18 protein-coding genes and 1 tRNA gene are annotated in these 21,972 nt (G+C 73.9%); 3 read left to right on the forward strand and 16 right to left on the reverse strand.

From position 1 onward, the window contains the following. Positions 1 to 84: 84 nt before the first annotated feature. From BFL37_RS04150 to BFL37_RS04215, 14 genes are all read right to left on the reverse strand, one after another. Positions 85 to 897, reverse strand: a complete 813-nt coding sequence (locus BFL37_RS04150; protein ID WP_086513888.1) for a TrmH family RNA methyltransferase — start codon at positions 895 to 897, stop codon at positions 85 to 87. Next, a complete protein-coding gene (locus tag BFL37_RS04155; protein ID WP_086513889.1) occupies positions 897 to 2,372 on the reverse strand; it encodes an NAD-dependent succinate-semialdehyde dehydrogenase in 1,476 nt (491 codons plus the stop codon). The genes BFL37_RS04150 and BFL37_RS04155 overlap by 1 nt, the downstream gene beginning before the upstream one ends. A 67-nt stretch (positions 2,373 to 2,439) precedes the next feature. Further along, positions 2,440 to 3,030, reverse strand: a complete 591-nt coding sequence (locus tag BFL37_RS04160; RefSeq protein WP_086513890.1) for an isochorismatase family protein — start codon at positions 3,028 to 3,030, stop codon at positions 2,440 to 2,442. A 64-nt stretch (positions 3,031 to 3,094) separates the two neighbouring features. After that, complete coding sequence (dacB, locus tag BFL37_RS04165) at positions 3,095 to 4,585, reverse strand: D-alanyl-D-alanine carboxypeptidase/D-alanyl-D-alanine endopeptidase (protein ID WP_172403736.1); 1,491 nt, start codon at positions 4,583 to 4,585, stop codon at positions 3,095 to 3,097. Positions 4,586 to 4,724: 139 nt separating this feature from the next. Further along, positions 4,725 to 4,800, reverse strand: a tRNA-Thr gene (locus BFL37_RS04170). A 138-nt stretch (positions 4,801 to 4,938) separates the two neighbouring features. Continuing rightward, positions 4,939 to 6,516 carry an alpha/beta hydrolase gene (locus BFL37_RS04175; protein ID WP_086513891.1) on the reverse strand — a complete coding sequence of 526 codons (1,578 nt, stop codon included), beginning with the start codon at positions 6,514 to 6,516 and terminating at the stop codon, positions 4,939 to 4,941. After that, positions 6,513 to 7,742: a DNA polymerase III subunit delta' gene (locus BFL37_RS04180; RefSeq protein WP_172403737.1), complete on the reverse strand. Its 1,230-nt coding sequence runs from the start codon at positions 7,740 to 7,742 to the stop codon at positions 6,513 to 6,515. Before BFL37_RS04180 ends, BFL37_RS04175 begins: the two co-directional genes overlap by 4 nt. Continuing rightward, complete coding sequence (tmk, locus tag BFL37_RS04185) at positions 7,739 to 8,374, reverse strand: dTMP kinase (protein ID WP_086513892.1); 636 nt, start codon at positions 8,372 to 8,374, stop codon at positions 7,739 to 7,741. Before tmk ends, BFL37_RS04180 begins: the two co-directional genes overlap by 4 nt. Next, positions 8,371 to 11,340, reverse strand: coding sequence for a type I DNA topoisomerase (topA, locus tag BFL37_RS04190; RefSeq protein WP_086513893.1), 2,970 nt, complete (start codon positions 11,338 to 11,340; stop codon positions 8,371 to 8,373). The genes tmk and topA overlap by 4 nt, the downstream gene beginning before the upstream one ends. Positions 11,341 to 11,675: 335 nt before the next feature. Then, positions 11,676 to 12,041, reverse strand: coding sequence for an Rv3654c family TadE-like protein (locus BFL37_RS04195; protein WP_086513894.1), 366 nt, complete (start codon positions 12,039 to 12,041; stop codon positions 11,676 to 11,678). After that, positions 12,031 to 12,420 carry a TadE family type IV pilus minor pilin gene (locus BFL37_RS04200; protein WP_086514014.1) on the reverse strand — a complete coding sequence of 130 codons (390 nt, stop codon included), beginning with the start codon at positions 12,418 to 12,420 and terminating at the stop codon, positions 12,031 to 12,033. Before BFL37_RS04200 ends, BFL37_RS04195 begins: the two co-directional genes overlap by 11 nt. Before the next feature lie 8 nt (positions 12,421 to 12,428). Continuing rightward, a complete protein-coding gene (locus BFL37_RS04205) occupies positions 12,429 to 12,662 on the reverse strand; it encodes a DUF4244 domain-containing protein (protein ID WP_086513895.1) in 234 nt (77 codons plus the stop codon). A 317-nt stretch (positions 12,663 to 12,979) separates the two neighbouring features. Then, the gene (locus tag BFL37_RS04210) at positions 12,980 to 13,981 is read right to left on the reverse strand and encodes a type II secretion system F family protein (RefSeq protein WP_086513896.1); all 1,002 of its coding nucleotides are present in this window, start codon (positions 13,979 to 13,981) and stop codon (positions 12,980 to 12,982) included. After that, positions 13,978 to 15,258, reverse strand: a complete 1,281-nt coding sequence (locus BFL37_RS04215; RefSeq protein ID WP_086513897.1) for a TadA family conjugal transfer-associated ATPase — start codon at positions 15,256 to 15,258, stop codon at positions 13,978 to 13,980. Before BFL37_RS04215 ends, BFL37_RS04210 begins: the two co-directional genes overlap by 4 nt. Positions 15,259 to 15,594: 336 nt before the next feature. On the opposite strand from BFL37_RS04215, the gene acs reads away from it, so the two are divergent. Continuing rightward, positions 15,595 to 17,634, forward strand: a complete 2,040-nt coding sequence (gene acs, locus BFL37_RS04220; protein ID WP_086513898.1) for an acetate--CoA ligase — start codon at positions 15,595 to 15,597, stop codon at positions 17,632 to 17,634. An 82-nt stretch (positions 17,635 to 17,716) separates the two neighbouring features. Here the strand turns inward: acs and BFL37_RS04225 are convergent, their stop codons facing one another. Together BFL37_RS04225 and BFL37_RS04230 are read right to left on the reverse strand one after the other, a co-directional pair. Next, positions 17,717 to 18,181 carry a RidA family protein gene (locus BFL37_RS04225; RefSeq protein ID WP_086513899.1) on the reverse strand — a complete coding sequence of 155 codons (465 nt, stop codon included), beginning with the start codon at positions 18,179 to 18,181 and terminating at the stop codon, positions 17,717 to 17,719. Then, positions 18,181 to 18,363: a hypothetical protein gene (locus tag BFL37_RS04230; RefSeq protein WP_086513900.1), complete on the reverse strand. Its 183-nt coding sequence runs from the start codon at positions 18,361 to 18,363 to the stop codon at positions 18,181 to 18,183. The genes BFL37_RS04225 and BFL37_RS04230 overlap by 1 nt, the downstream gene beginning before the upstream one ends. A 104-nt stretch (positions 18,364 to 18,467) precedes the next feature. Here BFL37_RS04230 and BFL37_RS04235 point away from each other — a divergent pair, with 104 nt between their 5' ends. Together BFL37_RS04235 and BFL37_RS04240 are read left to right on the forward strand one after the other, a co-directional pair. Continuing rightward, positions 18,468 to 21,008: a transglycosylase domain-containing protein gene (locus tag BFL37_RS04235; protein WP_086513901.1), complete on the forward strand. Its 2,541-nt coding sequence runs from the start codon at positions 18,468 to 18,470 to the stop codon at positions 21,006 to 21,008. Continuing rightward, a complete protein-coding gene (locus tag BFL37_RS04240) occupies positions 21,008 to 21,952 on the forward strand; it encodes a metallophosphoesterase (protein WP_086513902.1) in 945 nt (314 codons plus the stop codon). Before BFL37_RS04235 ends, BFL37_RS04240 begins: the two co-directional genes overlap by 1 nt. Positions 21,953 to 21,972 lie beyond the last annotated feature (20 nt).

The raw sequence follows: 21,972 nt of genomic DNA on the forward strand, positions 1-21,972 counted from the left end.
CGCTCGCCCGCCGAGCTGCCCGGCCCGCCCGGGATCGGTCACGGAACGGCCCGCCACCCGCCGGGGAGGGAGCGGCCCGCGGGATCAGCCGGCCGGCGCGGTGAGCGCGTACAGCGCGACGGCGCTGGCGGCCGCCACGTTGAGCGAGTCGATGCCGTGCGCCATCGGGATCCGCACCACCGTGTCCGCCGACCCGATCGCCTCCGCGGACAGCCCCGGACCCTCCGACCCGAGCACGATGGCGAGCCGCTCGTGCTCCTCTGCCGGGAAGTCGCGGATCGACACGGCGTCGGGCGTCAGCGCGAGCGCAGCGACGTGGAAGCCGGCGTCGGCGAGCGCCGTCCGGGTCTCCGGCCACTCCCCCGTGCGCGTCCACGGCACCTGCAGCACCGTGCCCATGCTGACGCGGATGGCGCGGCGGTAGAACGGATCCGTGCAGCGCGGCGTCACGAGCACGGCGTCCGCGCCGATCGCCCCGACGGAGCGGAAGATCGCGCCGACGTTGGTGGGATCCACGACGTCCTCGAGCACCACCACCCGCCGGGCGTCCGCCAGCAGCGACGCGACCGAGGGCAGCGCCGGCCGGTCGAGCGAGGCGACGACGCCGCGGTGCAGCACGTACCCGGTGAGCTCGGCGAGCAGCTCGCCGGGCCCCGTGAACACGGGCACGTCGCGGTCGCCCACGAGCGCGAGCGCCTCGTCCACCGTGCCGCCGAGCGCGAGCACCGACCGCGGCGCGTGCCCGGCCCGGAGCGCGCGCTCGAGCACGAGCGCCGACTCCGCGAGGTAGATCCCGTGCCCCGCGCCCTCGGCCTTGCGGAGCGCGACGTCGGTGCGGTGGCTGTAGTCGGCGAGCCGCGGATCCGCCAGGTCGTCGACCGGGACGACGTGCGCCACTAGGCGCCGAACGGGTCGGGCGTGAGCGTGTACTTCGTGTTCAGGTACTCGTGGATCCCCTCGAGCCCGCCCTCGCGCCCGAGGCCCGACTGCTTGACGCCGCCGAACGGCGCCGCCGCGTTGGAGATGACGCCCATGTTGAGACCGGTCATGCCCGTCTCGAGGCGCTCGATCATGCGCTGGCCGCGCGCGAGGTCGCGCGTGAAGACGTAGGAGACGAGGCCGAACTCGGTGTCGTTGGCGAGGCGCACGGCGTCGTCCTCGTCGTCGAACGGCACGATCGCGACGACCGGTCCGAAGATCTCCTCGCGCAGGATGTCGCTGCCCTCGGCGACGTCCGTGACGAGCGTCGGCGGGTAGAAGTGGCCGGCGCCCTCCCGAGGCTCGCCGCCCGCGCGCACGGTCGCGCCGCGCTCGACGGCGTCGCGCACCAGCCGGTCGGCCTTGTCGACCGCGCGCCCGTCGATGAGCGGCCCGACCGTGACGCCCTCCTCGGTGCCGCGCCCGATGCGCATCGCGTCGATGCGCTCCTGCAGCCGGTCGGCGAACGCGTCCGCGATCGACGCCTCCACGATGAAGCGGTTCGCGGCCGTGCACGCCTGGCCGACGTTGCGGAACTTCGCCGCCATCGCGCCCTCCACCGCCTTGTCGATGTCGGCGTCCGCGAAGACCACGAACGGCGCGTTGCCGCCCAGCTCGAGCGAGACGCGCAGCACGTTCTGCGCCGCCTGCGCGCCGAGCTGGCGGCCGACGGGCGTGGATCCGGTGAAGCTCAGCTTGCGCAGCCGCGGGTCGGCGATGAGCGGACCGGTGACGTCGGCGGCCTGCGTGGTGGGGATCACGTTGAGGACGCCCGCGGGCAGCCCCGCCTCCGCCAGCAGCTCGGCGAAGCGGAGCGTGGTGAGCGGCGTGAGGTCGGCGGGCTTGATGACCACGGTGCAGCCCGCGGCGAGCGCCGGCGCGATCTTTCGGGTCGCCATCGCCAGCGGGAAGTTCCACGGCGTGATGAGGAGCACCGGGCCGACCGGATGCTGCGACACGATCATCCGACCGGTGCCCTCGGGGTTCACGCCGTAGCGGCCGGTGATGCGCACGGCCTCCTCGGAGAACCAGCGGAGGAACTCGCCGCCGTAGGTCACCTCGCCGAGCGACTCGGCCAGCGGCTTGCCCATCTCGAGCGTCATGAGGAGCGCGAACTCGTCCTTCCGCTCCTGGAGCAGGTCAAACGCGCGGCGGAGGATCTCCCCCCGGGCACGCGGCGCGGTCGCCGCCCACGCCGCCTGCGCCGCGACCGCGGCGTCCAGGGCGCGCGCCCCGTCCGCGGGGCTGGCGTCGGCCACGTGCGCGATGACGTCGTCGGTGGCCGGATCCCGGACCTCGAACGTCGTCCCGCCCTCGGCGTCGACCCGCTCCCCGCCGATGAGCAGGGTGGTGGGCGTGCCCGACAGGAGGTCGGTCTCGGTGGATGCGCTCATGCTGTCCTCGCTTCTTCCGTGCTGCGTCGTGCTGGTGCTCGTGCTGGTGCTCGTGTGCGTGCGGCCGTCAGTCCGCCGGGCCCTCGACAATCTCCGCCCCGGCGTCGCGCAGGCGGTCGAGGGCGGCGGCGCTGGTGGCCGGCGCCACTCCCGCGACCAGGTCGGCGAGGATCCGCACGCGCCTGCCCTGGTGCACCGCGTCGAGGGCCGACGCGAGCACGCAGTAGTCCGTCGCGAGGCCCACCACGTCGATGTCGGTGATGTCGTGCAGCACCAGCAGGTCCGCCAGCGGCACCCCGTCCTCCGTCGTGCCCTCGAAGATCGAGTACGCGGGCGCGCCCTGCCCCTTGCGGACGTGGAAGTCGACGGCCGTGACGTCGAGGTCCGGGTGGTACTCGGCGCCCGTGGTGCCCTGCACGCAGTGCGCGGGCCAGGTGGTCGAGAAGTCGGGGACGGCGCCGGTCGCGGCGAAGTGGCCGCCGTTGTCGCCGGTCGCCTCGTGCCAGTCGCGGGAGGCGATGACGTGGTCGTACCGGTACGGCTCCGCGGCGAGGAGCCGGGTGATCCCCCGCGCGACGTCGCCGCCGCCGTCGACGCCGAGCGCGCCGCCCTCGGTGAAGTCGTTCTGCACGTCGATGATGAACAAGGCCCTGCTCATGCGCCGCTCCTTCCCCGGGCCGGGCCCGGTGTCGTGGATCCGCTGCCCGGTCCCGGACCGCGCGTCACTCGTTCCCCAGGTCCGCCCCGCAGCGGTACGTGCCCGCGGCGAGGGCGTCGAGGGCGACCTTCGCGTCGCCCGTCACGTTCCCGATGGCGTAGAACGCGAAGGTCAGCTTCGTGCCGTCAGCCGCGTCGACGATGCCCGCGAGCGTGTAGCCGGTGTCGATCCAGCCGGTCTTGGCCACGACGTGTCCGCGGGCGACCGCGCTGTCGCCGGTGAAGCGGCTCGCGAGGGTCCCGGTGCGACCCGCGACGGGGAGGCCGTCGCGCAGGTAGCCGAGCGCCTGCTGGCGCTGGTCGACCTGGATCATCAGCTGCGCGAGCAGCGACGGCGGCACGCGGTTGTCGGGACTGAGGCCCTGCCCGTCGACGATGGTGAGCGCCGAGGTGTCGAGGCCGTACGCCTGGAGCGCCTTGGGGATCCCCGCGGCCAGCGACTGCTGCGTGTTGCCCGCGCCGACCTGGATGCTCACCAGCCGCGCGAGCGACTCGGCGAGCACGTTGTCGGAGTTGATGAGCGCCGTCTGGATGAGCGAGGAGACCGGCTGCGACTCGACCTTCCCCAGCACCGCGGCGCCGGCGGGCGCCGTGCCCTGCGTGACCTCGGCCGACCCGCCCAGCATGGACCGGAAGGTGCTGCCGACGCGCGCCAGCGGATCCTCGCTGCGCGCGGAGACGACGGCCGCGGGATCCGCCCGGTCGGCGTCCAGCTGCAGCGGCGTCATGAAGCTCGAGTAGCCCGCCCTGCGCTCGGTCGCGGCCCACGAGGGGATCCACGTGTCGCCCGAGAAGAGGGACGTGTCGAGCACGATGCGGTTGATGGGCGTGCCTGCGGTGGCGGGATCCGCGGCCCAGGCCGTGCGCACCTGCTGCGCGAGGTCGCTGAGGCGCGGGGCACCCGGGTAGACGGAGCTGCCGGTGGTGAGGCGCGAGAGGGTCGGGTCCCCTCCCCCGACGAGCACGACGGTGCCCGGCTCGGAGCCGCGGACCACCGTGGTGGCGATGCGCCGGTCGGGGCCGAGCGCCGCGAGGGCGGCGGCCGACGTGACGACCTTCATGACGCTCGCCGTGCGCTCGGGAGTGTCGCCGTCGCGGTCGAACACGACGCGACCGGTCGCGGCATCGCGCACCTGGCCCTCGAAGGCGGCGAGGCGCGGGTCCTGCGCCAGGGACGAGATGGAGCACATGCGCAGGTCGTTCGCGGCGGCGCGGTCGGCGGGCGCAGGACGCGGCGGCTCCGCGGTGGGCGTCGGGCTGGGGGTGGGGGTCGGGTCCGCGGTGGCGGCGACGCTCGCGGAGGCGCTGCCGGCGCGTCCCGTGAGCGCGCCGGCGCCGACGGCCCCCGCGGCGAGCAGGGCGACGACGGCCACGGCGGCCGTCAGGGAGCGGGTGCGGCGGCGATCGCGGGAGCGCCTCCGGAAGCGGACCACCGGGTCGGACGGGTCGGTGCGGTCGGCGCGCGCACGGTCGGGGCCGTCGGCTGGGGATCGCATGCGGCCATGTTAGACGCCGCACCCGAGGGCCGGCCCGGCCGCCGTGAGCTCGGGCACGCACGCGACGGGCGGGACCGGAGGAGGAGGCGAGATGCCGCTCCCCGTCTCTCTCGGGGAGAGCGCGACGGGGAGGGGATGGTGGAGCCGCCTGTCAGAATCGAACTGACGACCTTCTCATTACGAGTGAGATGCTCTACCGACTGAGCTAAGGCGGCCCGGCCCGGACTCAGCGAGTACCAGGCACGAGTAGAGAGCATACCGGATCCCGGAGGCTGCTCCCGCACACGGGCCGTCGGGGTCCGCGAGGCCCGCGGTCGACGCCGGCCGCGCACCCCGCCGTGCTCCCGCCGCGCTCAGCCGCAGGTCGTGCCGGCCGCAGGCGGATCCCCGCCGAGCAGGTAGCCGTCGACCGCCGCCACGATGCAGGGATCCCGCTCGTCGTAGGCGATGTGCCCCTCGCCCTCGTAGGTGAGCAGGACGCCGGAGGAGAGCTGCCCGGCGAGCGCCTGGGCCCAGGAGTACGGTGTGGCGGGATCGCCCGTGGTGCCGACGACGACGATGGGCGCCGCGCCCTCCGCCGACACGGGCGCCGGGGCCTGCCGCGCCGGATACGGCCAGTTGCCGCACAGCGGATCGGGCTCGCCGTCGCGGGACGTGTCGTCGTCCGCCAGCTCGCCACCGGCGGCGCGGAGCTCGGCCGCCTCCGTCACGAGCACCGCGGGATCCCGCTCGACGGGGTAGTCGATGCACTGGATGGCGAGGAAGGCCTCGTAGAAGTTGCTCGCGTAGGTGCCGTCGGGGCTGCGGCCGAAGTAGGAGTCGGCGAGCGCGAACGCGGTCGCGGACTCGCCGCGGAGCGCCTCGGCGAACGCGGTCGTGAGCGCGGGCCACTGCTGCTCGCTGTAGAGGGCGGCGTCGATGGCGCTGCGCATGACCTGGCCGTCGAGCTCCCGCCCGTCGCGGGCGCGCAGCGGGCTCTGGTCGAGGCGGTCGAGGAGGCTGGCCACGGTCTGCACGCCCTCGTCGACGGATCCGCGGAACGGGCACCCCTGCCCCGCCAGGCAGGCCGTCATGTACGACTCGAACGAGGTGCGGAAGCCCGCGGTCTGCGCGAGCACGACGTCGAAGGAGCTGGCGGAGGGATCCGTCGCGCCGTCGAGCACCATGCGGCCGACGTGCGCCGGGAAGTCCTGGGCGTACTGCGCGCCGATGCTGGTGCCGTACGAGTAGCCGAGGTAGTCGAGCTTCTCGTCCCCCACCAGGGCCCGGAGCATGTCCAGGTCGTGGACCGTGCTCCGGGTGTCGATGAACTCGAGCAGCGGACCGGATCGGGCGGCGCACGACTCCGCGAACGACTTCGACGCCTGCACCAGCTCCTCGTCGTGCGCGGGGGTGCCGGGAGGGGCCTCGGTCTCGCCGTAGAGGAAGGAGTCGAGCTGGGAGTCGTCGACGCAGTCGACGGCGGTCGAGCGGCCGACGCCGCGGGGATCCCAGCCGACGACGTCGTACGCGTCCTGCAGGTCGCGCGAGACGGCGTAGTCGACGCTGGCCTTCACGAAGTCGACGCCGGACGCCCCGGGGCCTCCGGGGTTGACGAAGAGCGAGCCGCGCGGGCCGTCGGCGCCGCGGGCCGTGTGCCGCACCAGGGCGAGCTGGATGTCGGTGGCCGGATCCGGGGCCGACCAGTCGAGCGGCGCCGTCGCGGTGGCGCACTGGGCGCCGTCCTCGCACGGGGACCACGCGAGGGCCTGCTCGTAGTACCGCGCGAGGTCGGGCGCGACGTCCTCCGTCGTGGGGCTCGAGGTGGAGCTCCGCGGCTCCGGGACGGGGATGAGGCCGCAGCCGCTCAGCGCGACGGCCGCGGCGAGGAGCACCGCACCGAGCGCTCCGGCGCGGCGGAGGCGGCGCGGGCGCGGCGGCTGGCCGATCACGCGCGACCCGCCGAGCGCGTGCGGGTGATGGAGACGAGCATCGCCTCGAGGGCGAGCGCCGGCGACACGTTGCCGTCGATCCGGCGACGGGCCACGCCGACCGCGTCGAGGACGGCCAGGGACGCCGCCGCGGAGCCGGCCTCCGCGGCCTCGGCGATCCGCGGGGCGATGGCCTCGTTCACCTGGGGCAGGTCGGCCCCGAGCTGGTGCAGGAGCACGTCGCGGTGCAGGGACATGAGGTCGACGAGGATCCGGTCGATGCCGTCGCGGAGGCTCCGCGTGGCCCGCCGCTTCTGGTCCTCCTCGAGCTGACGGATCTGCGAGCGCAGCTGCGGCGGGATGGACCCGCCCTCCTGCACGCCGAGCGACCGGAGCGCGCGCTCGCGCTCGTCGGCGTCGCGCTGCACCGTGAAGGCCTTGGCGTCCTGGCCCGCGAGCTCGAGCATCGCGGCGGCGGCGCGCACGGCGTCTCCGACCGTGCGGATCCCGAGCGCGAGCTCCAGGGTGCGGCTCCGGCGCTCGCGCGCCTCGGCGTCGGTCGCGAGACGGTGCGCCATGCCGATGTGGCTCTGCGCCTCGCGGGCGGCGCGCGTCGCCGTCGCCGCGTCGACGCCGTCACGGCGCTGGATGAGCGCCGCCACGTCCTCGACCGATGGGATGCGCAGGCGCACGCTGCGCACGCGCGAGCGGATGGTGGGGATGAGGTCGGCCTCGCTGGGCGCGCACAGGATCCAGATGGTGCGCTCCGGCGGCTCCTCGAGCGCCTTCAGCAGCAGGTTCGACGTGCGCTCGGTCATCCGATCGGCGTCCTCGACGACCATGACGCGGTACCGGCCGACCGAGGGCGAGTACTGCGACGACGAGACGAGGGCGCGCACCTCGTCGATGGCGATGATGACGCGCTCGGTCGCCAGCACGCCGAGGTCGGGGTGGCTGCGGGCGGCGACCTGCCGCGAGGTCGCGGCGTCCCCCTCCGGCGTGCCGTCGCTGAGCAGGGCCGTGGCGAAGGCGTAGGCGAGGTTCGAGCGGCCGGATCCGGGCGGTCCGGTGATGAGCCACGAGTGCGCGAGCGCCGTGCCGCTGGCGTCGCGCGCGGTGGCCCGCGGGCTGCTGGCGGCGGCGAGCAGGGCGACCGCCTCCGACTGCCCGGTGAGCTCGTCCCAGATGGCGCGGCCGTCGGGGCTCGCGGACGCGGCGGACGCGGCGTCGGTCGCCACGTCGCTCACGCGGGCGCTCCCTCGGCGATCAGCGTGCGGGCCCGGCTCCGGATCTCCACCGCGATCTCCGCGCGCGGGCGCCCGGCGTCGACGACCAGGAAGCGCCCCGGTTCGGCGGCGGCGAGCCCGAGGAACGCCTGGCGCACGCGCTCGTGGAAGTCGGCGCGCTCGGCCTCGAGACGGTCGAAGCGGGTCCGCGCGGCGTCGAGTCGGATCCGCGCCGCAGCCTGGTCGAGGTCGAGCAGCACGGTCAGGTCGGGCAGGAGTCCCTGGGCGGCCCAGAGGGAGAGGTCGCGGATCTCGTCGGCGTCGAGCACCCGCCCCGCTCCCTGGTAGGCGACGGACGAGTCGAGGTAGCGGTCCTGCAGGACGACGGCGCCTCGCTCGAGGGCCGGCCGGACGACCGTCTCGACGTGGTGCGCACGGTCGGCCGCGTAGAGCAGCGCCTCAGCTCGCGGCGCGATGTGCCCCCGACGGTGCAGCACGATCTCCCGGATCTCCACCCCGAGGTCGCTGCCGCCCGGCTCGCGCGTGACGACGACCTCATGGCCCTGCTCCTCCAGCCACTCCCGGAGGAGCGCCGACTGCGTGGACTTCCCCACGCCGTCGCCGCCCTCCAGCGTGATGAAGACGCCGGTCACGTCGCGTCGGATGCCGCGGCAGCAGCCGCCTTGTTGGCGGCCCGCGTCGCGGCCGCCTTCGTGGCGGCGGCCGACCTCGCGGCGGTCGTCTTCGCCGTGGCCGCCTTCGCGGTGCCCGTCTTGGCGGTGGTCGTCTTCGTCCCGGTCGCCTTCGCCGCGGTCGTCGTGCCCTTCGCCTTCGCGGGCGCCTTGGCCTTCGCCTTGGCCGGCGCCTTGGCCTTGGCCTTCGGCTTCGCCGGGCCCTTGGCGCGCTTGTCGGCGAGCAGCTCGACCGCGCGGTCGAAGTCGACGTCCTCGACGGACTCGCTCTTCGGGATGGTGGCGTTGGTCTCGCCGTCGGTGACGTACGGGCCGAACCGGCCGTCCTTCACCTTGATGCCCTTGCCGCTCACGGGATCCGCGTCGAACTCCTTCAGCGCGCTGGAGGGACGTCGGGCGCCGTACTTGGGCTGGGCGAACACCTCGAGGGCGCCCGGCAGGTCGATCTCGAAGATCTGCTCCTCGCTCGTGAGCGAGCGGGAGTCCGTCCCCTTCTTCAGGTACGGGCCGTACTTGCCGTTCTGCGCCGTGATGGGCGTGGCCGTCTCCGGGTCCTCGCCCACGACGCGCGGGAGGTCGAGGAGCCGCAGGGCCGTCTCGAGGTCGACCGTCGCGAGGTCCATCGACTTGAAGATCGAGGCCGTGCGCGGCTTGACCGCGGCCGCCTTCTTCGCGGCGGGCTTCTTGGCGGGAGCCTTCTTCGCGGGCGCGCTCGTCGCGGGCACCGTGGCCGCGGCGGCGGACGCGCTGTCGAGCACCTCGCCCGTGGCCGGGTCGACCCCGTCCGCGGGAGCGACCGGCGCCTCCTCGGGCTCCGGGTCGAGCTCGGTGACGTAGGGGCCGTAGCGGCCGTCCTTCGCCACGATCTGCTTGCCGTTCTCCGGGTTGATGCCGATGACCCGGTCGGTGACGACGGGCGCGTCGATGAGCTCGCGGGCCTTGGCCGACGTCAGCTCGTCGGGCGCGAGGTCCTCCGGCAGGTTGACGCGGCGGGGCGTCGCGTCCACGGCGGCCCCCTCCTCGTGGACTTCGAGGTAGGGCCCGTACTTGCCGATCCGCAGCGTGATGTCGTCCGCGATGCGCAGGGAGTTGATCTCCTTGGCGTCGATCTCGCCGAGGTTGTCGATGGTGGGACGCAGGCCCTTGTGGGCGTCGTTCCCGTAGTAGAAGCCCTTCAGCCAGTCGACGCGTTCCGCCGAGCCGTCCGCTATCCGGTCGAGGTCGTTCTCCATGCCCGCGGTGAAGTCGTACTGCACCAGCTCGGTGAAGAACTCCTCCAGCAGCCGGACCACCGAGAAGGCGATCCAGTTGGGCACGAGCGCCGTGCCGCGCGGGGTCACGTAGCCGCGGTCGACGATCGTCGAGATGATGGCGGCGTAGGTGGACGGACGGCCGATGCCCAGCTCCTCGAGCGTCTTCACGAGGCTCGCCTCCGTGTAGCGCGGCGGCGGGCTGGTCTCGTGGCCCTTGGCGTCCACGTCGACGAGGCGCAGGTCCTGGCCCTTCTTGAGGTCGGGCAGCTTCGCCTCACGCGGCTCCGCGGCGCCGTGGCGCTCCTCGTCGCGGCTCTCCTCGTACGCGGCCAGGAATCCGCGGAAGGTGATGACCGTGCCGGAGGCGGCGAACTCGGCCACCTCGCCGGCGGACGTGGGCCCCGCGGCGATCACGACGGACGCGGTGGATCCCTTCGCATCGGCCATCTGCGAGGCGATGGTGCGCTTCCAGATGAGGTCGTAGAGCTTGTGGTCGTTGCCGCGCAGGGTGGACGCGAGCTGCTGCGGCGTGCGGAAGGTCTCGCCGGCGGGGCGCACGGCCTCGTGGGCCTCCTGCGCGTTCTTGCTCTTGCCCGCGTAGAGGCGCGGCTTGTCGGGCACGGTCTCCCGCCCGTAGAGCTCCGCCGCCTGCTTGCGCGCCGCGTTGATCGCCTGCTGCGAGAGCGAGGGCGAGTCGGTGCGCATGTAGGTGATGTAGCCGTTCTCGTACAGCGACTGGGCGACGCTCATGGTCTGGCGTGCGGAGAAGCGCAGCTTGCGCGCGGCCTCCTGCTGGAGCGTGGACGTCGTGAACGGGGCGGCGGGTCGACGCGTGTACGGCTTCGCCTCGACGCTCTGCACCTTCAGCGGCACGGACGGGTCGCGCAGGGCCTCGGCGAGCGCCTCGGCGCTCTCCGCGTCGAGCGGACGCGAGTCGTTCTTGAGCGAGCCCTTGTCGTCGAAGTCGCGGCCGGTGGCGATGCGCGCGCCGTCGATGCGCACGAGGCGCGCGTCGAACGGCAGCTCCTGCTCGAGGGGCGAGAGCGACGCGGTCAGGTCCCAGTAGGAGGCGGTGACGAAGGCCAGCCGCTCGCGCTCGCGGTCGACGACCAGCCGGGTGGCGGCGGACTGCACGCGACCCGCGGACAGCCCGGGGCCGACCTTGCGCCAGAGGACGGGCGACACCTCGTAGCCGTAGAGGCGGTCGAGGATGCGCCGCGTCTCCTGCGCGTCGACGAGGGCCGTGTCGATGTCGCGCGTGCTGTCGCGGGCGCGCTCGATGGCCTCCTTGGTGATCTCGTGGAACACCATCCGCTTGACCGGCACCTTGGGCTTCAGCACCTGGAGGAGGTGCCACGCGATGGCCTCGCCCTCGCGGTCCTCATCCGTCGCGAGGAAGAGCTCGTCGGCGTCCTTGAGCGCCCGCTTGAGGTCGGCGACCGTCTTCTTCTTCTGGTCGCTGACGACGTAGTACGGCTCGAAGCCGTTCTCCACGTCCACGGAGAACTTGCCGAGCGTGCCCTTCTTCAGCTCGGGCGGCAGGTTCTTGGGCTCGATGAGGTCGCGGATGTGCCCGACGGAGGCCTGCACCTCGTAGCCGCTGCCCAGGTACTGGGCGATCGTCTTGGCCTTGGCCGGCGACTCGACGATGACCAACTTCTTCGTGCCGGGCACGTGACTCCTTATATATGCGTTCATGGGGGCCGGTGGCCGACCCGGTGTCCGGGATGCGTGCCCGCTCGGATGCGATCCGGGGCGACGTGCGGCGGGGTCCCCGACAAGGCACACCATACACACGCGCACCGACCGGCCACCTAATCGCGGAGCCGCCCCGACGCGCCGCGTCCCGGCTGTCCGTCGACCCGGCCGGAGCGCACGGCCCGGCCGCAGCCCGGCCGGCGCGGTGGACGCCCATGCGCTCTCCGTCGCCGGGCGCGAACCGCCGCGGGACGGCGCGCCGCGATCCCCGTCCATGGGTGAGATGGGGCAGCGCCGGCGCCGGACGCCGGTCACCCGGACGCCCGATCGGGCGGTTGACCGGCACGGGCCCTCGCCGTCACGGGCAGGCCGATCGGGCCGCCGCGTCGCTCCGCCTCCACGACGGCCGTCGTGCCCGTGACGTCGCAGCGCGTGAGCAGCGCGCCGGCGGCGACCACGACCTCCTCGGCCGCCGAGCACGGGGAGCCGGCCGCGAACCCCGCGGCGACGTCCGCGGCGGCGAGCGCTCCGGAGTCCGCGGCTCCCGCTGCGGCCGCCCTCTCCACGAGCACCGAGGAGACGGCGACCGTGGCGATCGCGAGGGCCGTGACGGCGCCGAGCACGCCGACCGCGACCACGGTGCCCGAGCCGCTGTCGCGGCCGTGGTCACGGGGCATCCGGATCCTCCTGCCATGCGCAGCCGCGCGCCGAGACGCGGAGGCCCGCCGTCCCCGCGGGTCCGAAGCGACTGGGTGCCGTGAGGCGGACGCAGACGACGTGACCCGACCGATCCACCGCCATGGCCGCTCCCGGAGCCGCACCGTCGATGCGCGCCGCCGCGGTTCCCGCGTCCTCCCCACGTCCGATGCTCCGTGCCGCCTCCTCCGCCGCCGACGTCAGCACGACCTGCTGGCCGACCGTCTGCACGGCTCCCAGGCACAGCCCGAGCACCAGCACGACGCCGGGCAGCACGACCGCCAGCTCCGCCGCCGCCGCTCCCCCATCCGCGACCGGGCACGTTCGCGGGCCGCCGGGCGGACGCCGTCGTGCAGGCATGACCCGGATCACCGGTCGTAGGTCAAGGCTCGCCGCACGAGGTCGAGGAGCATGCCGCGGACCTCGTCGCTCTGGAGGATGACCACGAGCAGGCCCGCGAAGGCCACCGCCGCCATGGTCGCGATGGCGTACTCCGCCGTGGCCGCACCCCTGTCGCCCGCCATGCGGCGACGCAAGGCCCGGCGCGCCGCACGCACCGTGTGCGCGGAACGCGAGGCCAGACCCCGCGGATGCACCTCCATGGCGCCTCCACCGCAGGCCCCGGCACAGCTCCCGGGCCGGCCCGATGCGCTCGTCGACGCCGCGGCCAGCGGCCACACGGCCCGCCCCTCCGGTCCCACGACGGATCCCGTCCCGCCGCATGCGGAACCCGCAGCCGCCACCTCCGTGCCCCGCCCCTCCATCACGAGCGCCCGCTCCTCGACTCGTCCCATGTCCTCGTCCTCTCCCTCTGGCGGGCGGTGCCCGCCGTCCTGTCCCTGCCGATCGTCGGCCGGGTCGTCACCATGCCCGGTCGACCGTCCGCGGCCCCGGGCGGGATGCGACACGGTGGATCCCCTCATCCGCGGCCGAGTGTTGAGGACACGACGGCCAGCAGCATCGGCACGACGCCCACGGCCAGGAACGCCGGCAGGATGCACACGCCGAGCGGCAGCATCAGCCGTGCGGCGAGGCGCGCCGCAGCCCGTTCCGCCCACGTGGCGGCGTCGCGGCGGCTCCGTTCCGCCTCGCTGCGCAGGAGCACGGCGACGGGTGCGCCGGTGCGGGACGCCGCCTCGACGACGGATCCGACGGCGTCGAGATCGCCGCCCGGGTCGAGCCCGGCGCGCTCGCACGCGCGGCGGACGACGGCGACGGCGCGCGGCACGGACGCCCCGCCCGACATGGCCGTCGCGACGAGGTCGAGGACGAGCCCCGGCGCCGGCTCGTGCGGCGTGGCCTGGCGCACCAGGACGCGGTTCCATCTCCCGCCGACCGCCACGAGCGAGCAGCCCGCGACGAGGCACGCCAGCCCGGGCACGGTGGTGACGAGGACGCGCAGCGGATCGAACCCGAGCCCCGCCGCGAGGAGGATCCCCGCCCCGGGCATGAGCAGCACGGTGCGGCTCGTCGCGACGGGCCCGGCGAGCGCCGTCCCCGCGTCGCGACGCACCCGGGCGACGTCGACGAGGGAGTCGGCGAGCCGCTCCAGGGAACGGGCGAGCGGAGCTCCCGTGCGATCCGCGACCTCGAGCCCGGCGGCGAGCGCGCTCCACGACCGCGCCGCCGCTCCGCCTCCCGTGCCCGCGGCGGCGGCGGCGGCCGAGACGCGCGTGGCGAGGGGGGCGGATCCGGCGCCCGCGGCGACGCTGCGGACCAGGGCGGGCACCGCGCGCTCACCGCGCCGCGGCCGGTCGCCTCCGGGCGCCAGCTGCGACCACGCGCGCTCGAGGTGCAGGCCCGCGCCGAGCAGCACCGCGAGGCGCCGGACGAACGCGGCGATCTCCTCGGCCTCCTCGACGGCCTCCGCGTCGCCTCCGCCCCGGCGACGCAGCCGCACGATGAGGGCGCGCCCGATCACCGGCGGCTCCCGCGGGCATCGTCCGCCGACGCCGGCGCCGACGCCGCCACGGCGGCCTGAGGCGCGGGACCCGCATCGACGCCCCAGCGCACGGGCACGACCCGGAGGCGCCCGTCGTCTCCCGTCACGAGGCGTCCCGCGGCGACCACCCGTCGTCCCCGTGGCGTCCGCCCGAGGTGGATCACGAGGCCGATCGCGCTCACCGCCTGGCGCGCCGTCGTGACGGCGTCCATCCCGGCGAGCGCGCCGAGCGCCTCGAGCCGGGCGGGCACGTCCGCGACGCCGTTGGCGTGCAGGGTCCCCGCGCCCCCGTCGTGCCCGGTGTTGAGCGCTCCGAGCAGCTCCCGGATCTCGCTGCCCCGGCACTCCCCCACGACCAGCCGGTCGGGACGCATCCGGAGCGCCTCGCGCACCAGGCGCGGCAGCGACAGCTCCCCCGCCCCCTCGATGTTCGCCTGCCTGGCCTCGAGCGACACGACGTGCGCATGCCGCACCCGCAGCTCGGCGACGTCCTCGACGAGCACGATGCGCTCCCGCGGATCCGCGTGCGCCAGCAGCGCGCCGAGCAGCGTCGTCTTGCCGCTCCCGCCCGCCCCCGTGATCAGCAGGTTGGTGCGCCGGCGCACGGCCTCCTCGAGCAGCGCCCGGCAGCCGGGCGGGAACGCACCCGCCGCGTCGAGCGCGTCGAGCGTCGGTCTCGCCCGGGACGGCAACCGGATGGAGAGCAGCGTCCCGCGCGTCGACACGGGAGGCAGGACGGCGTGGATGCGCATCCCGTCGCCCAGGCGGACGTCGACGCACGGCGCCGCCTCGTCGAGGTGGCGCCCGCCCTCCGCGGCCAGCCGCACGGCGAGCGCCCGCACGGCGGGCTCGCCGCCGAGGTCGACGTCGGGTCGGCGCTCGGGGCCGGATCCGCGGTCGACCCAGACCTCGCCGTCGCCGTTGACGAAGACGTCCGTCGCCCGGGGATCCCGCGCCAGGTGCGCCAGGGGACCGAGCGCCGACGGCACACGGCGCGTCGGCGGCGCGGCCGCTGCGGCGCGGACGCCGCCGGGTGCCGGTGAGGCCACGACCCCACCCGATGCGACGCCGACCGCGGGGGATGCGAGCGGACCGGGAGCGCCGGGCGTCCGCGCCCGCGGGACGAAGGCCGCGGGGGCGGCGAGGAGAGGACGCGCGGCGGCCCCGGGCGGTCCCGCGCCTGCCGCGGACTCGCGCCGGGACGCCCCCTCGGGGAGCACCGCCCGACGGACGACGGATGCCTGCCACTCGAACATGCGCGGAGGCTAAGCCGAGGAGCAGGCAGGAGGACCCAGGCCGACCGACCGCGGGGAGGGGCTCCCGACGCGACCGGCTGGGGAGGAGAGGGGCGGCGCCCATCGGGGGAACGGGCGCCGCCACGTGACGACGGATCGGGGGAATCCTGGACTCGCCACACGTCGGGCTTGGCCCGACGGGACGAGCATACGCCGCGCGTCTCCCGCGACGGGAGGGTTGTGCGTGTTCTGGCCGTTCCCCCATCGGACTCCCGGGCAGCGGGGTCGCCCGCCCCACCCCGTCGCCCCTGGCGCCCGGCCGCCCACCCGCTAACGTGGGTCGCGGAGAGGATGACGATGACGATGTCCACGAACCCCGGATCGACCCAGCCCGGAGCCGCGAGGCCCGCCGCGCACGACCAGGACGAGGAGGGGGCGACCACCCCCTCGCATCCGGCCGCGGCGCCCGAGCCGGTCCCCGTCCACCCGCCGTCGGACGCGTTCCGCGCGACCCGCGTCGCCGACGAGTCGCTGGCCGCCGCGGCCGCCGCCGACCGCCTCGGCTTCTGGGCCGATCGGGCTCGCGAGCTCGTCACCTGGGAGACCCCGTTCCAGACGGTCCTCGACTGGTCGGACGCCCCCGTAGCGCGCTGGTTCCCCGATGGCCGGCTCAACGTGGCGTACAACTGCCTCGACCGGCACGTGCTCGCCGGCCACGGCGACCGCATGGCGCTGCACTGGGAGGGCGAGCCGGGCGACACCCGCGACCTCACCTACGCCGAGCTCACCGCCGAGGTGAAGCGCGCCGCGAACGCGCTGCGCGACCTGGGCGTCGTCGCGGGCGACCGCGTGGCGATCTACCTCCCGATGATCCCGGAGGCCGTGATCGCGATGCTCGCCGTGGCTCGCATCGGCGCCGTCCACTCGGTCGTCTTCGGCGGCTTCAGCGCCGAGAGCCTCCGAGCCCGCATCGACGACGCGGCTGCGCGCGTGGTCATCACCGCGGACGGCGGCTGGCGCAAGGGGAAGGTCTTCCCCCTGAAGCCCGCCGTGGACGCGGCGCTCGTCGGATCGGCCGGATCCGTCGAGCACGTGCTCGTCGTCAAGCGCGGCGAGAACGAGGTGGACTGGGACGACGCCCGCGACCTCTGGTGGCACGAGCGCGTCGCCGCCGCGGATGCGGAGCACGAGGCGGAGGCGTTCGAGGCCGAGCACCCCCTCTTCATCCTCTACACGAGCGGCACCACCGGGAAGCCGAAGGGCATCCTGCACACCTCGGGCGGCTACCTCACGCAGGCCGCCTACACGCACCGCAACGTGTTCGACCTGCACCCCGAGACCGACGTCTACTGGTGCACCGCGGACGTCGGCTGGATCACCGGCCACAGCTACGTCGTCTACGGCCCGCTGGCGAACGGCGCCACGCAGGTCGTCTACGAGGGCACGCCCGACACCCCCGCGCCCGGCCGCTGGTGGGACATCGTGGAGAAGCACGGCGTGACGATCCTGTACGCCGCCCCCACGGCGATCCGCTCCTTCATGAAGACCGGGCGGGAGATCCCGGACACGCGCGACCTCTCCTCCATCCGGCTGCTCGGCTCGGTCGGCGAGCCCATCAACCCGGAGGCGTGGCGCTGGTACCGCGACGTCATCGGCGGCGGCGACGTGCCGGTGGTCGACACGTGGTGGCAGACCGAGACCGGCGGCATCATGATCTCCGCGCTCCCCGGCGTCACCGCCACGAAGCCCGGATCCGCGCAGTCCCCCATCCCCGGCATCTCCGTCGCCGTGGTCGACGACCAGGGCGAGCCGGTGGCGCGCGGCGAGAGCGGCCTCCTGGTCGTCACGGAACCCTGGCCCGGCATGCTGCGCGGCATCTGGGGCGACCCGGAGCGCTACCGCGAGACCTACTGGGACCGCTTCGGCGACCGCTACTTCGCGGGAGACGGCGCCCGGCTCGACGAGGACGGCGACATCTGGCTCCTCGGCCGGGTGGACGACGTGATGAACGTCTCCGGCCACCGCCTCTCGACCGCGGAGATCGAGTCCTCGCTGGTCGCGCACCCGTACGTGGCGGAGGCCGCCGTGGTCGGCGCGTCCGACGAGGCGACGGGCCAGGCCGTCGTGGCCTTCGTGATCCTGCGGTCGGCCGAGGCGAGCGCGCTCGGCGACGTGGACCCGAACGAGGTCCTGCGGAAGCACGTGTCCGACCAGATCGGCGCCATCGCGAAGCCCCGGCGCGTGTTCGTGGTGCAGGAGCTGCCGAAGACGCGGTCGGGGAAGATCATGCGCCGCCTGCTGCGCGACGTGGCCGAAGGGCGGGCCATCGGCGACACGACCACGCTGGCCGACACGCAGGTGATGCAGGTCATCAGCGACCGGATGATCGCGGGCTGACGCGGGGATCGACCGAGGACGGCAGGAGGGCCGGGTGCGATGCGCACCCGGCCCTCCTCTCGTCCGCCGCAGCCGGCGGGGGCTACTCGACGAGCGCCACCACGAGCTCGACCTCGACGGGCGCGCCCAGCGGCAGCTCCGCGACGCCCACGGCGGATCGCGCGTGGATGCCCGCGTCGCCGAGGATCTCCCCCAGCACCTCGCTCGCGCCGTTGATGACGCCCGGCTGCCCCGTGAAGCCCTCGGCCGAGGCGACGAAGCCGGTGACCTTGACGATGCGCGCGATGCGGTCGACGCCGCCGGCCGCGTCCGCCGCCGCCGCGAGGCCGTTCAGCGCGCAGGTGCGCGCGTGCGCCTTGGCGTCCTCGGCCGACACCTCGGCGCCGACCTTGCCGGTCGCGGCGAGCGCGCCGTCGACGAAGGGCAGCTGGCCGCTCGTGTAGACGAGGCCGCCGTGCACGACGGCGGGGACGTAGGCGGCGACGGGCGCCGCGACCGCGGGCAGCTCGATGCCGAGCTCGGCCAGTCGCGCGGAGATCGCGCCCATCAGGCGCCGTGCTCCGCACCGGCGAGCGGGCGCTTCATGTACGCGACGAGCCCGCCCTCGGGGCCGGTGACGACCTGCACGAGCTCCCAGCCCTGTGAGCCCCACGTGTTGAGGATGGCGGCGGTGTTGTGGATCATCAGCGGCGTGGTGAGGTACTCCCACTGCGCGGGCGTTGCGGTCATCTCGGCTCCTTGCCGGTCGGGTCGGGTGCGTGACGGGACGGGCGCGGGCGGCCGGCGCACAGGTCTCACGGGTTCCCATACACCCTTCCCGTACTCTGGAGTCTATGTCTGCTTCCAAGAACACGCCCGGCCGCGTCGCCGCCGCGCTCACGGGCGTCCTCGGCATGAGCGCCGTGGCCGGCGTGCTGGTCGCGGCGATGGTCACCCCGGCCATCGCCGTCACGAGCCTCGCGGCCAACAACACGATCGGGCTCTTCGAGGACCTGCCGGACTACCTGCAGATCGACAACCTCGCCCAGAAGACCGAGCTGTACGCCACGCAGGGCGGCCAGCCGGTCAAGTTCGCCGAGTTCTACGCGCAGAACCGCGAGGAGGTCGGGTGGGACGAGGTCTCCGACAACGCGAAGGCCGCGGCCGTCGACACGGAGGACCCCCGCTTCTACGAGCACGGCGGCGTCGACGTGCAGTCCACGTTCCGCGCGCTGGCCCAGAACGTCATCGGCGGCGGCGTCGAGTCGGGTGCGAGCACCATCACGATGCAGTACGTGAAGAACGTGCTCGTGCAGAAGGCCGAGACGCTGGCGGCGACGGATCCGGACGCGGGCAAGAAGGCCTACGCGGAGGCGACGCAGGAGTCGACCGCCCGCAAGCTCAAGGAGATGCGCCTGGCGATCGGGCTGGAGAAGAAGTTCGCCAAGAACGACATCCTGCTCGGCTACCTCAACATCGCGAACTACGGCGGCAGCGTCTACGGCATCCAGTCGGCCGCCAAGTACTACTACGGCGTGGACGCGAAGGACCTCAGCATCGCGCAGGCCGCGAGCCTCGTCGCGACGGTCAACTACCCCACCGCCCTCCGCATCGACGAGCCGGGGAACATCCCGGCGAACCAGCAGCGGCGCGACATCCTCATCGACAACATGCTCAAGCACCACAGCATCACGCAGGAGCAGCGCGACGAGGCCATCGCCACCCCGGTCACCCCGGCGATCACCCCGTCGGTCAGCGGATGCAACGCGGCGCAGCCCGCGAGCGCCGCCTACTTCTGCGACGCGGTCAAGTACACGGTCGAGAACTCGGACGCCTTCGGCAAGGACTCCACCGAGCGCACCAACAACCTCAACCGCAACGGCTACAAGATCTACACGACGCTCAACCTCGACCTGCAGGCCAAGGCCACGGACGACCTGCGCAAGCAGATCCCCACCACGATGAACAGCATCAACGTGGGATCCGCGATGACGAGCGTGGAGGCCAAGACCGGCCGTGTCATCGCCATGGTGCAGAACACCGACTACGGCAACGGCGACCAGCGCGGGGTCACCAGCGTCAACTACAACACCGACCAGGACTACGGCGGATCCGGCGGCTTCCAGGTGGGATCGACGTACAAGCTCGTGACGCTCCTCGAGTGGCTGAAGGAGGGGCACTCGGTCAACGAGGTCGTGCGCTCCTCCAACGGCACGTGGAGCGGCCGCGACTTCCAGGACAGCTGCACGGGCGGCAACCTCGGCTCCGACGTCCTCAAGGTCACCAACGACGGCGCGGCTCCCGGCCCGAACCGCACCGTGATGTCGGGGACGGCCAACTCCACCAACACCGCGTTCATGGCCATGGCCAGCGAGCTCGACATGTGCGGCATCGGCCAGACCGCGAAGGACATCGGCATCCACCAGGCCGAGCGCGACAAGCCGCTGTCCAACTACGTGTCCGACATCATCGGCTCGGGCGGCAACAACATCGCCCCCCTCACGATGGCCCAGGCGTACGCGACCGTGGCCAACAACGGCACCACGTGCGACTCGATCATGATCGACAAGGTGGTCTTGCCGGACGACACCGAGATCACGCCGCCGTCCGCGAACTGCCGCGAGGCCGTGAGCCCCGACGTCGCGCACACGGCCGCGTACGCCCTCGCGGGCGTCATGGGCGCCACCGGCGCCCCCGCGAACACGAACGACGGCACGCCGCTCATCGGCAAGACGGGCACCACGGACAGGGCGAAGGACACCTGGTTCGTCGGATCCAGCACCGAGGTCACCACCGCCATCTGGGTCGGCAGCTCCTCGGGCCAACAGATCCAGCAGCGCACCACCAGGCTCCCCAACGGACAGCTCATGTCCACCGCGCGCTTCGCCGTCTGGAAGCCGTTCATGCAGGCCGTGAACGCGGTCTACAAGGGATCGGCGTTCCCCGGCCCGGCAGCCGACCTCACCCGCACGCCGACGGTCCAGGTGCCGGACGTCTCGGGGATGTCGCCCGCCGACGCCCAGTCGGCCATCGAGGGTGCGGGCCTGTCCTTCGCCCAGGGCGGCGCACGCCCGTCCTCGAGCGTGCCCGCCGGGCAGGTCAGCGGGTCCGATCCGGGCGCCGGCGCCAACGCCGCCCGCGGTTCCACCGTGACGGTCTTCACCAGCAGCGGCCCCGACCAGAGCCAGCAGCAGGGCACGCCGGGCACCGTCCCGGACGTGCGCGGGCAGGACATGACGAGCGCCCGCCAGGCGCTGCGCGCGGCCGGCTTCGACGTGACCATGGCGCAGGAGCAGGTGCAGGACAACTCGCAGATCGGCAGGGCGACCCGCACGGATCCCGCGGCCGGCCAGCAGAGCGGCGGTCCCGTCACGCTCTACATCGGGCGCAGCTGATGAGCGTCATCGGCACGATCGCGCGCACCGCCGGCGGAGTCGTCGCGGCGGGCGCCGCGGTCTTCGCGTACGCGTCCTTCTACGAGCGGCGCCGCTTCACCCTCCGCGAGGTGACGGTGCCGGTGCTCCCCGTGGGCGCCGACCCCATCCGCGTGCTCCACCTCTCGGACATGCACATGGCCCCGTGGCAGCACAAGAAGCAGCGCTGGGTGCGCGAGCTCGCGGACCTGAAGCCCGACCTCGTCGTCGACACCGGCGACAACACGGGCCACGAGCAGGGCATCGTCGCCGTCGAGGAGACGCTCGAGGCCTTCCGCGGGGTCCCCGGCGTCTTCGTGCACGGCTCCAACGACTACTACGGGCCGATGATGAAGAACCCGTTCAAGTACTTCACCGCGAACACGCACGCCACGCAGCGCCCGGCGGACCTCGACCTCCCGCGGCTCGAGCGGCTCTACGCGTCCCTCGGCTGGGTCGACCTCAACAACGCCGCGGGCGCGATCGAGGTCAACGGCACGCTGCTGGAGTTCTTCGGCGTGGACGACCCGCACCGCGACTTCGACCGCCTCGAGGAGCTCCCGGGCGCGCTCGACGCGCTGCGGGAGGACGGGGACGCCTACCAGGGCGCCTCGGACGCGCCGGTCGTGTCGATCGGCGTCGCGCATGCGCCCTACCGCCGGGTGCTCGACTCCTTCGTCACCAACGGCGCCCGCATGGTCTTCGCGGGGCACACCCACGGCGGCCAGGTCTGCGTGCCCGGCTACGGCGCGCTCGTGACCAACTGCGACATCCCGCGGCGCCAGGTCAAGGGCCTCAGCGTGTGGCCCCACGCCGACCGGGCCGCGTACCTGCACGTGAGCGCCGGCCTCGGCACGTCCATCTACGCGCCGGTGCGCTTCGCCTGCTACCCCGAGGCGACGCTGCTCACGCTCACGGCGGTCTAGCCGCCCGGCGCGTACTCGGG

The sequence above is a fragment of the Clavibacter michiganensis genome, from assembly GCF_002151125.1.
GTDB classification, from domain to species: domain Bacteria; phylum Actinomycetota; class Actinomycetes; order Actinomycetales; family Microbacteriaceae; genus Clavibacter; species Clavibacter michiganensis_C.

Excerpts from the sequence above, each read along its gene's own strand:
- BFL37_RS04240 (WP_086513902.1), top strand. The coding sequence starts at position 21,008 with ATGAGCGTCATCGGCACGATCGCGCGCACCGCCGGCGGAGTCGTCGCG.
- BFL37_RS04195 (WP_086513894.1), bottom strand. The coding sequence starts at position 12,041 with ATGCCCCGTGACCACGGCCGCGACAGCGGCTCGGGCACCGTGGTCGCG.
- BFL37_RS04230 (WP_086513900.1), bottom strand. The coding sequence starts at position 18,363 with ATGACCGCAACGCCCGCGCAGTGGGAGTACCTCACCACGCCGCTGATG.
- BFL37_RS04225 (WP_086513899.1), bottom strand. The coding sequence starts at position 18,181 with ATGGGCGCGATCTCCGCGCGACTGGCCGAGCTCGGCATCGAGCTGCCC.
- BFL37_RS04205 (WP_086513895.1), bottom strand. The coding sequence starts at position 12,662 with ATGGAGGTGCATCCGCGGGGTCTGGCCTCGCGTTCCGCGCACACGGTG.
- dacB (WP_172403736.1), bottom strand. The coding sequence starts at position 4,585 with ATGCGATCCCCAGCCGACGGCCCCGACCGTGCGCGCGCCGACCGCACC.
- BFL37_RS04155 (WP_086513889.1), bottom strand. The coding sequence starts at position 2,372 with ATGAGCGCATCCACCGAGACCGACCTCCTGTCGGGCACGCCCACCACC.
- BFL37_RS04235 (WP_086513901.1), top strand. The coding sequence starts at position 18,468 with ATGTCTGCTTCCAAGAACACGCCCGGCCGCGTCGCCGCCGCGCTCACG.
- BFL37_RS04160 (WP_086513890.1), bottom strand. The coding sequence starts at position 3,030 with ATGAGCAGGGCCTTGTTCATCATCGACGTGCAGAACGACTTCACCGAG.
- BFL37_RS04215 (WP_086513897.1), bottom strand. The coding sequence starts at position 15,258 with ATGTTCGAGTGGCAGGCATCCGTCGTCCGTCGGGCGGTGCTCCCCGAG.
- BFL37_RS04200 (WP_086514014.1), bottom strand. The coding sequence starts at position 12,420 with ATGCCTGCACGACGGCGTCCGCCCGGCGGCCCGCGAACGTGCCCGGTC.
- acs (WP_086513898.1), top strand. The coding sequence starts at position 15,595 with ATGACGATGTCCACGAACCCCGGATCGACCCAGCCCGGAGCCGCGAGG.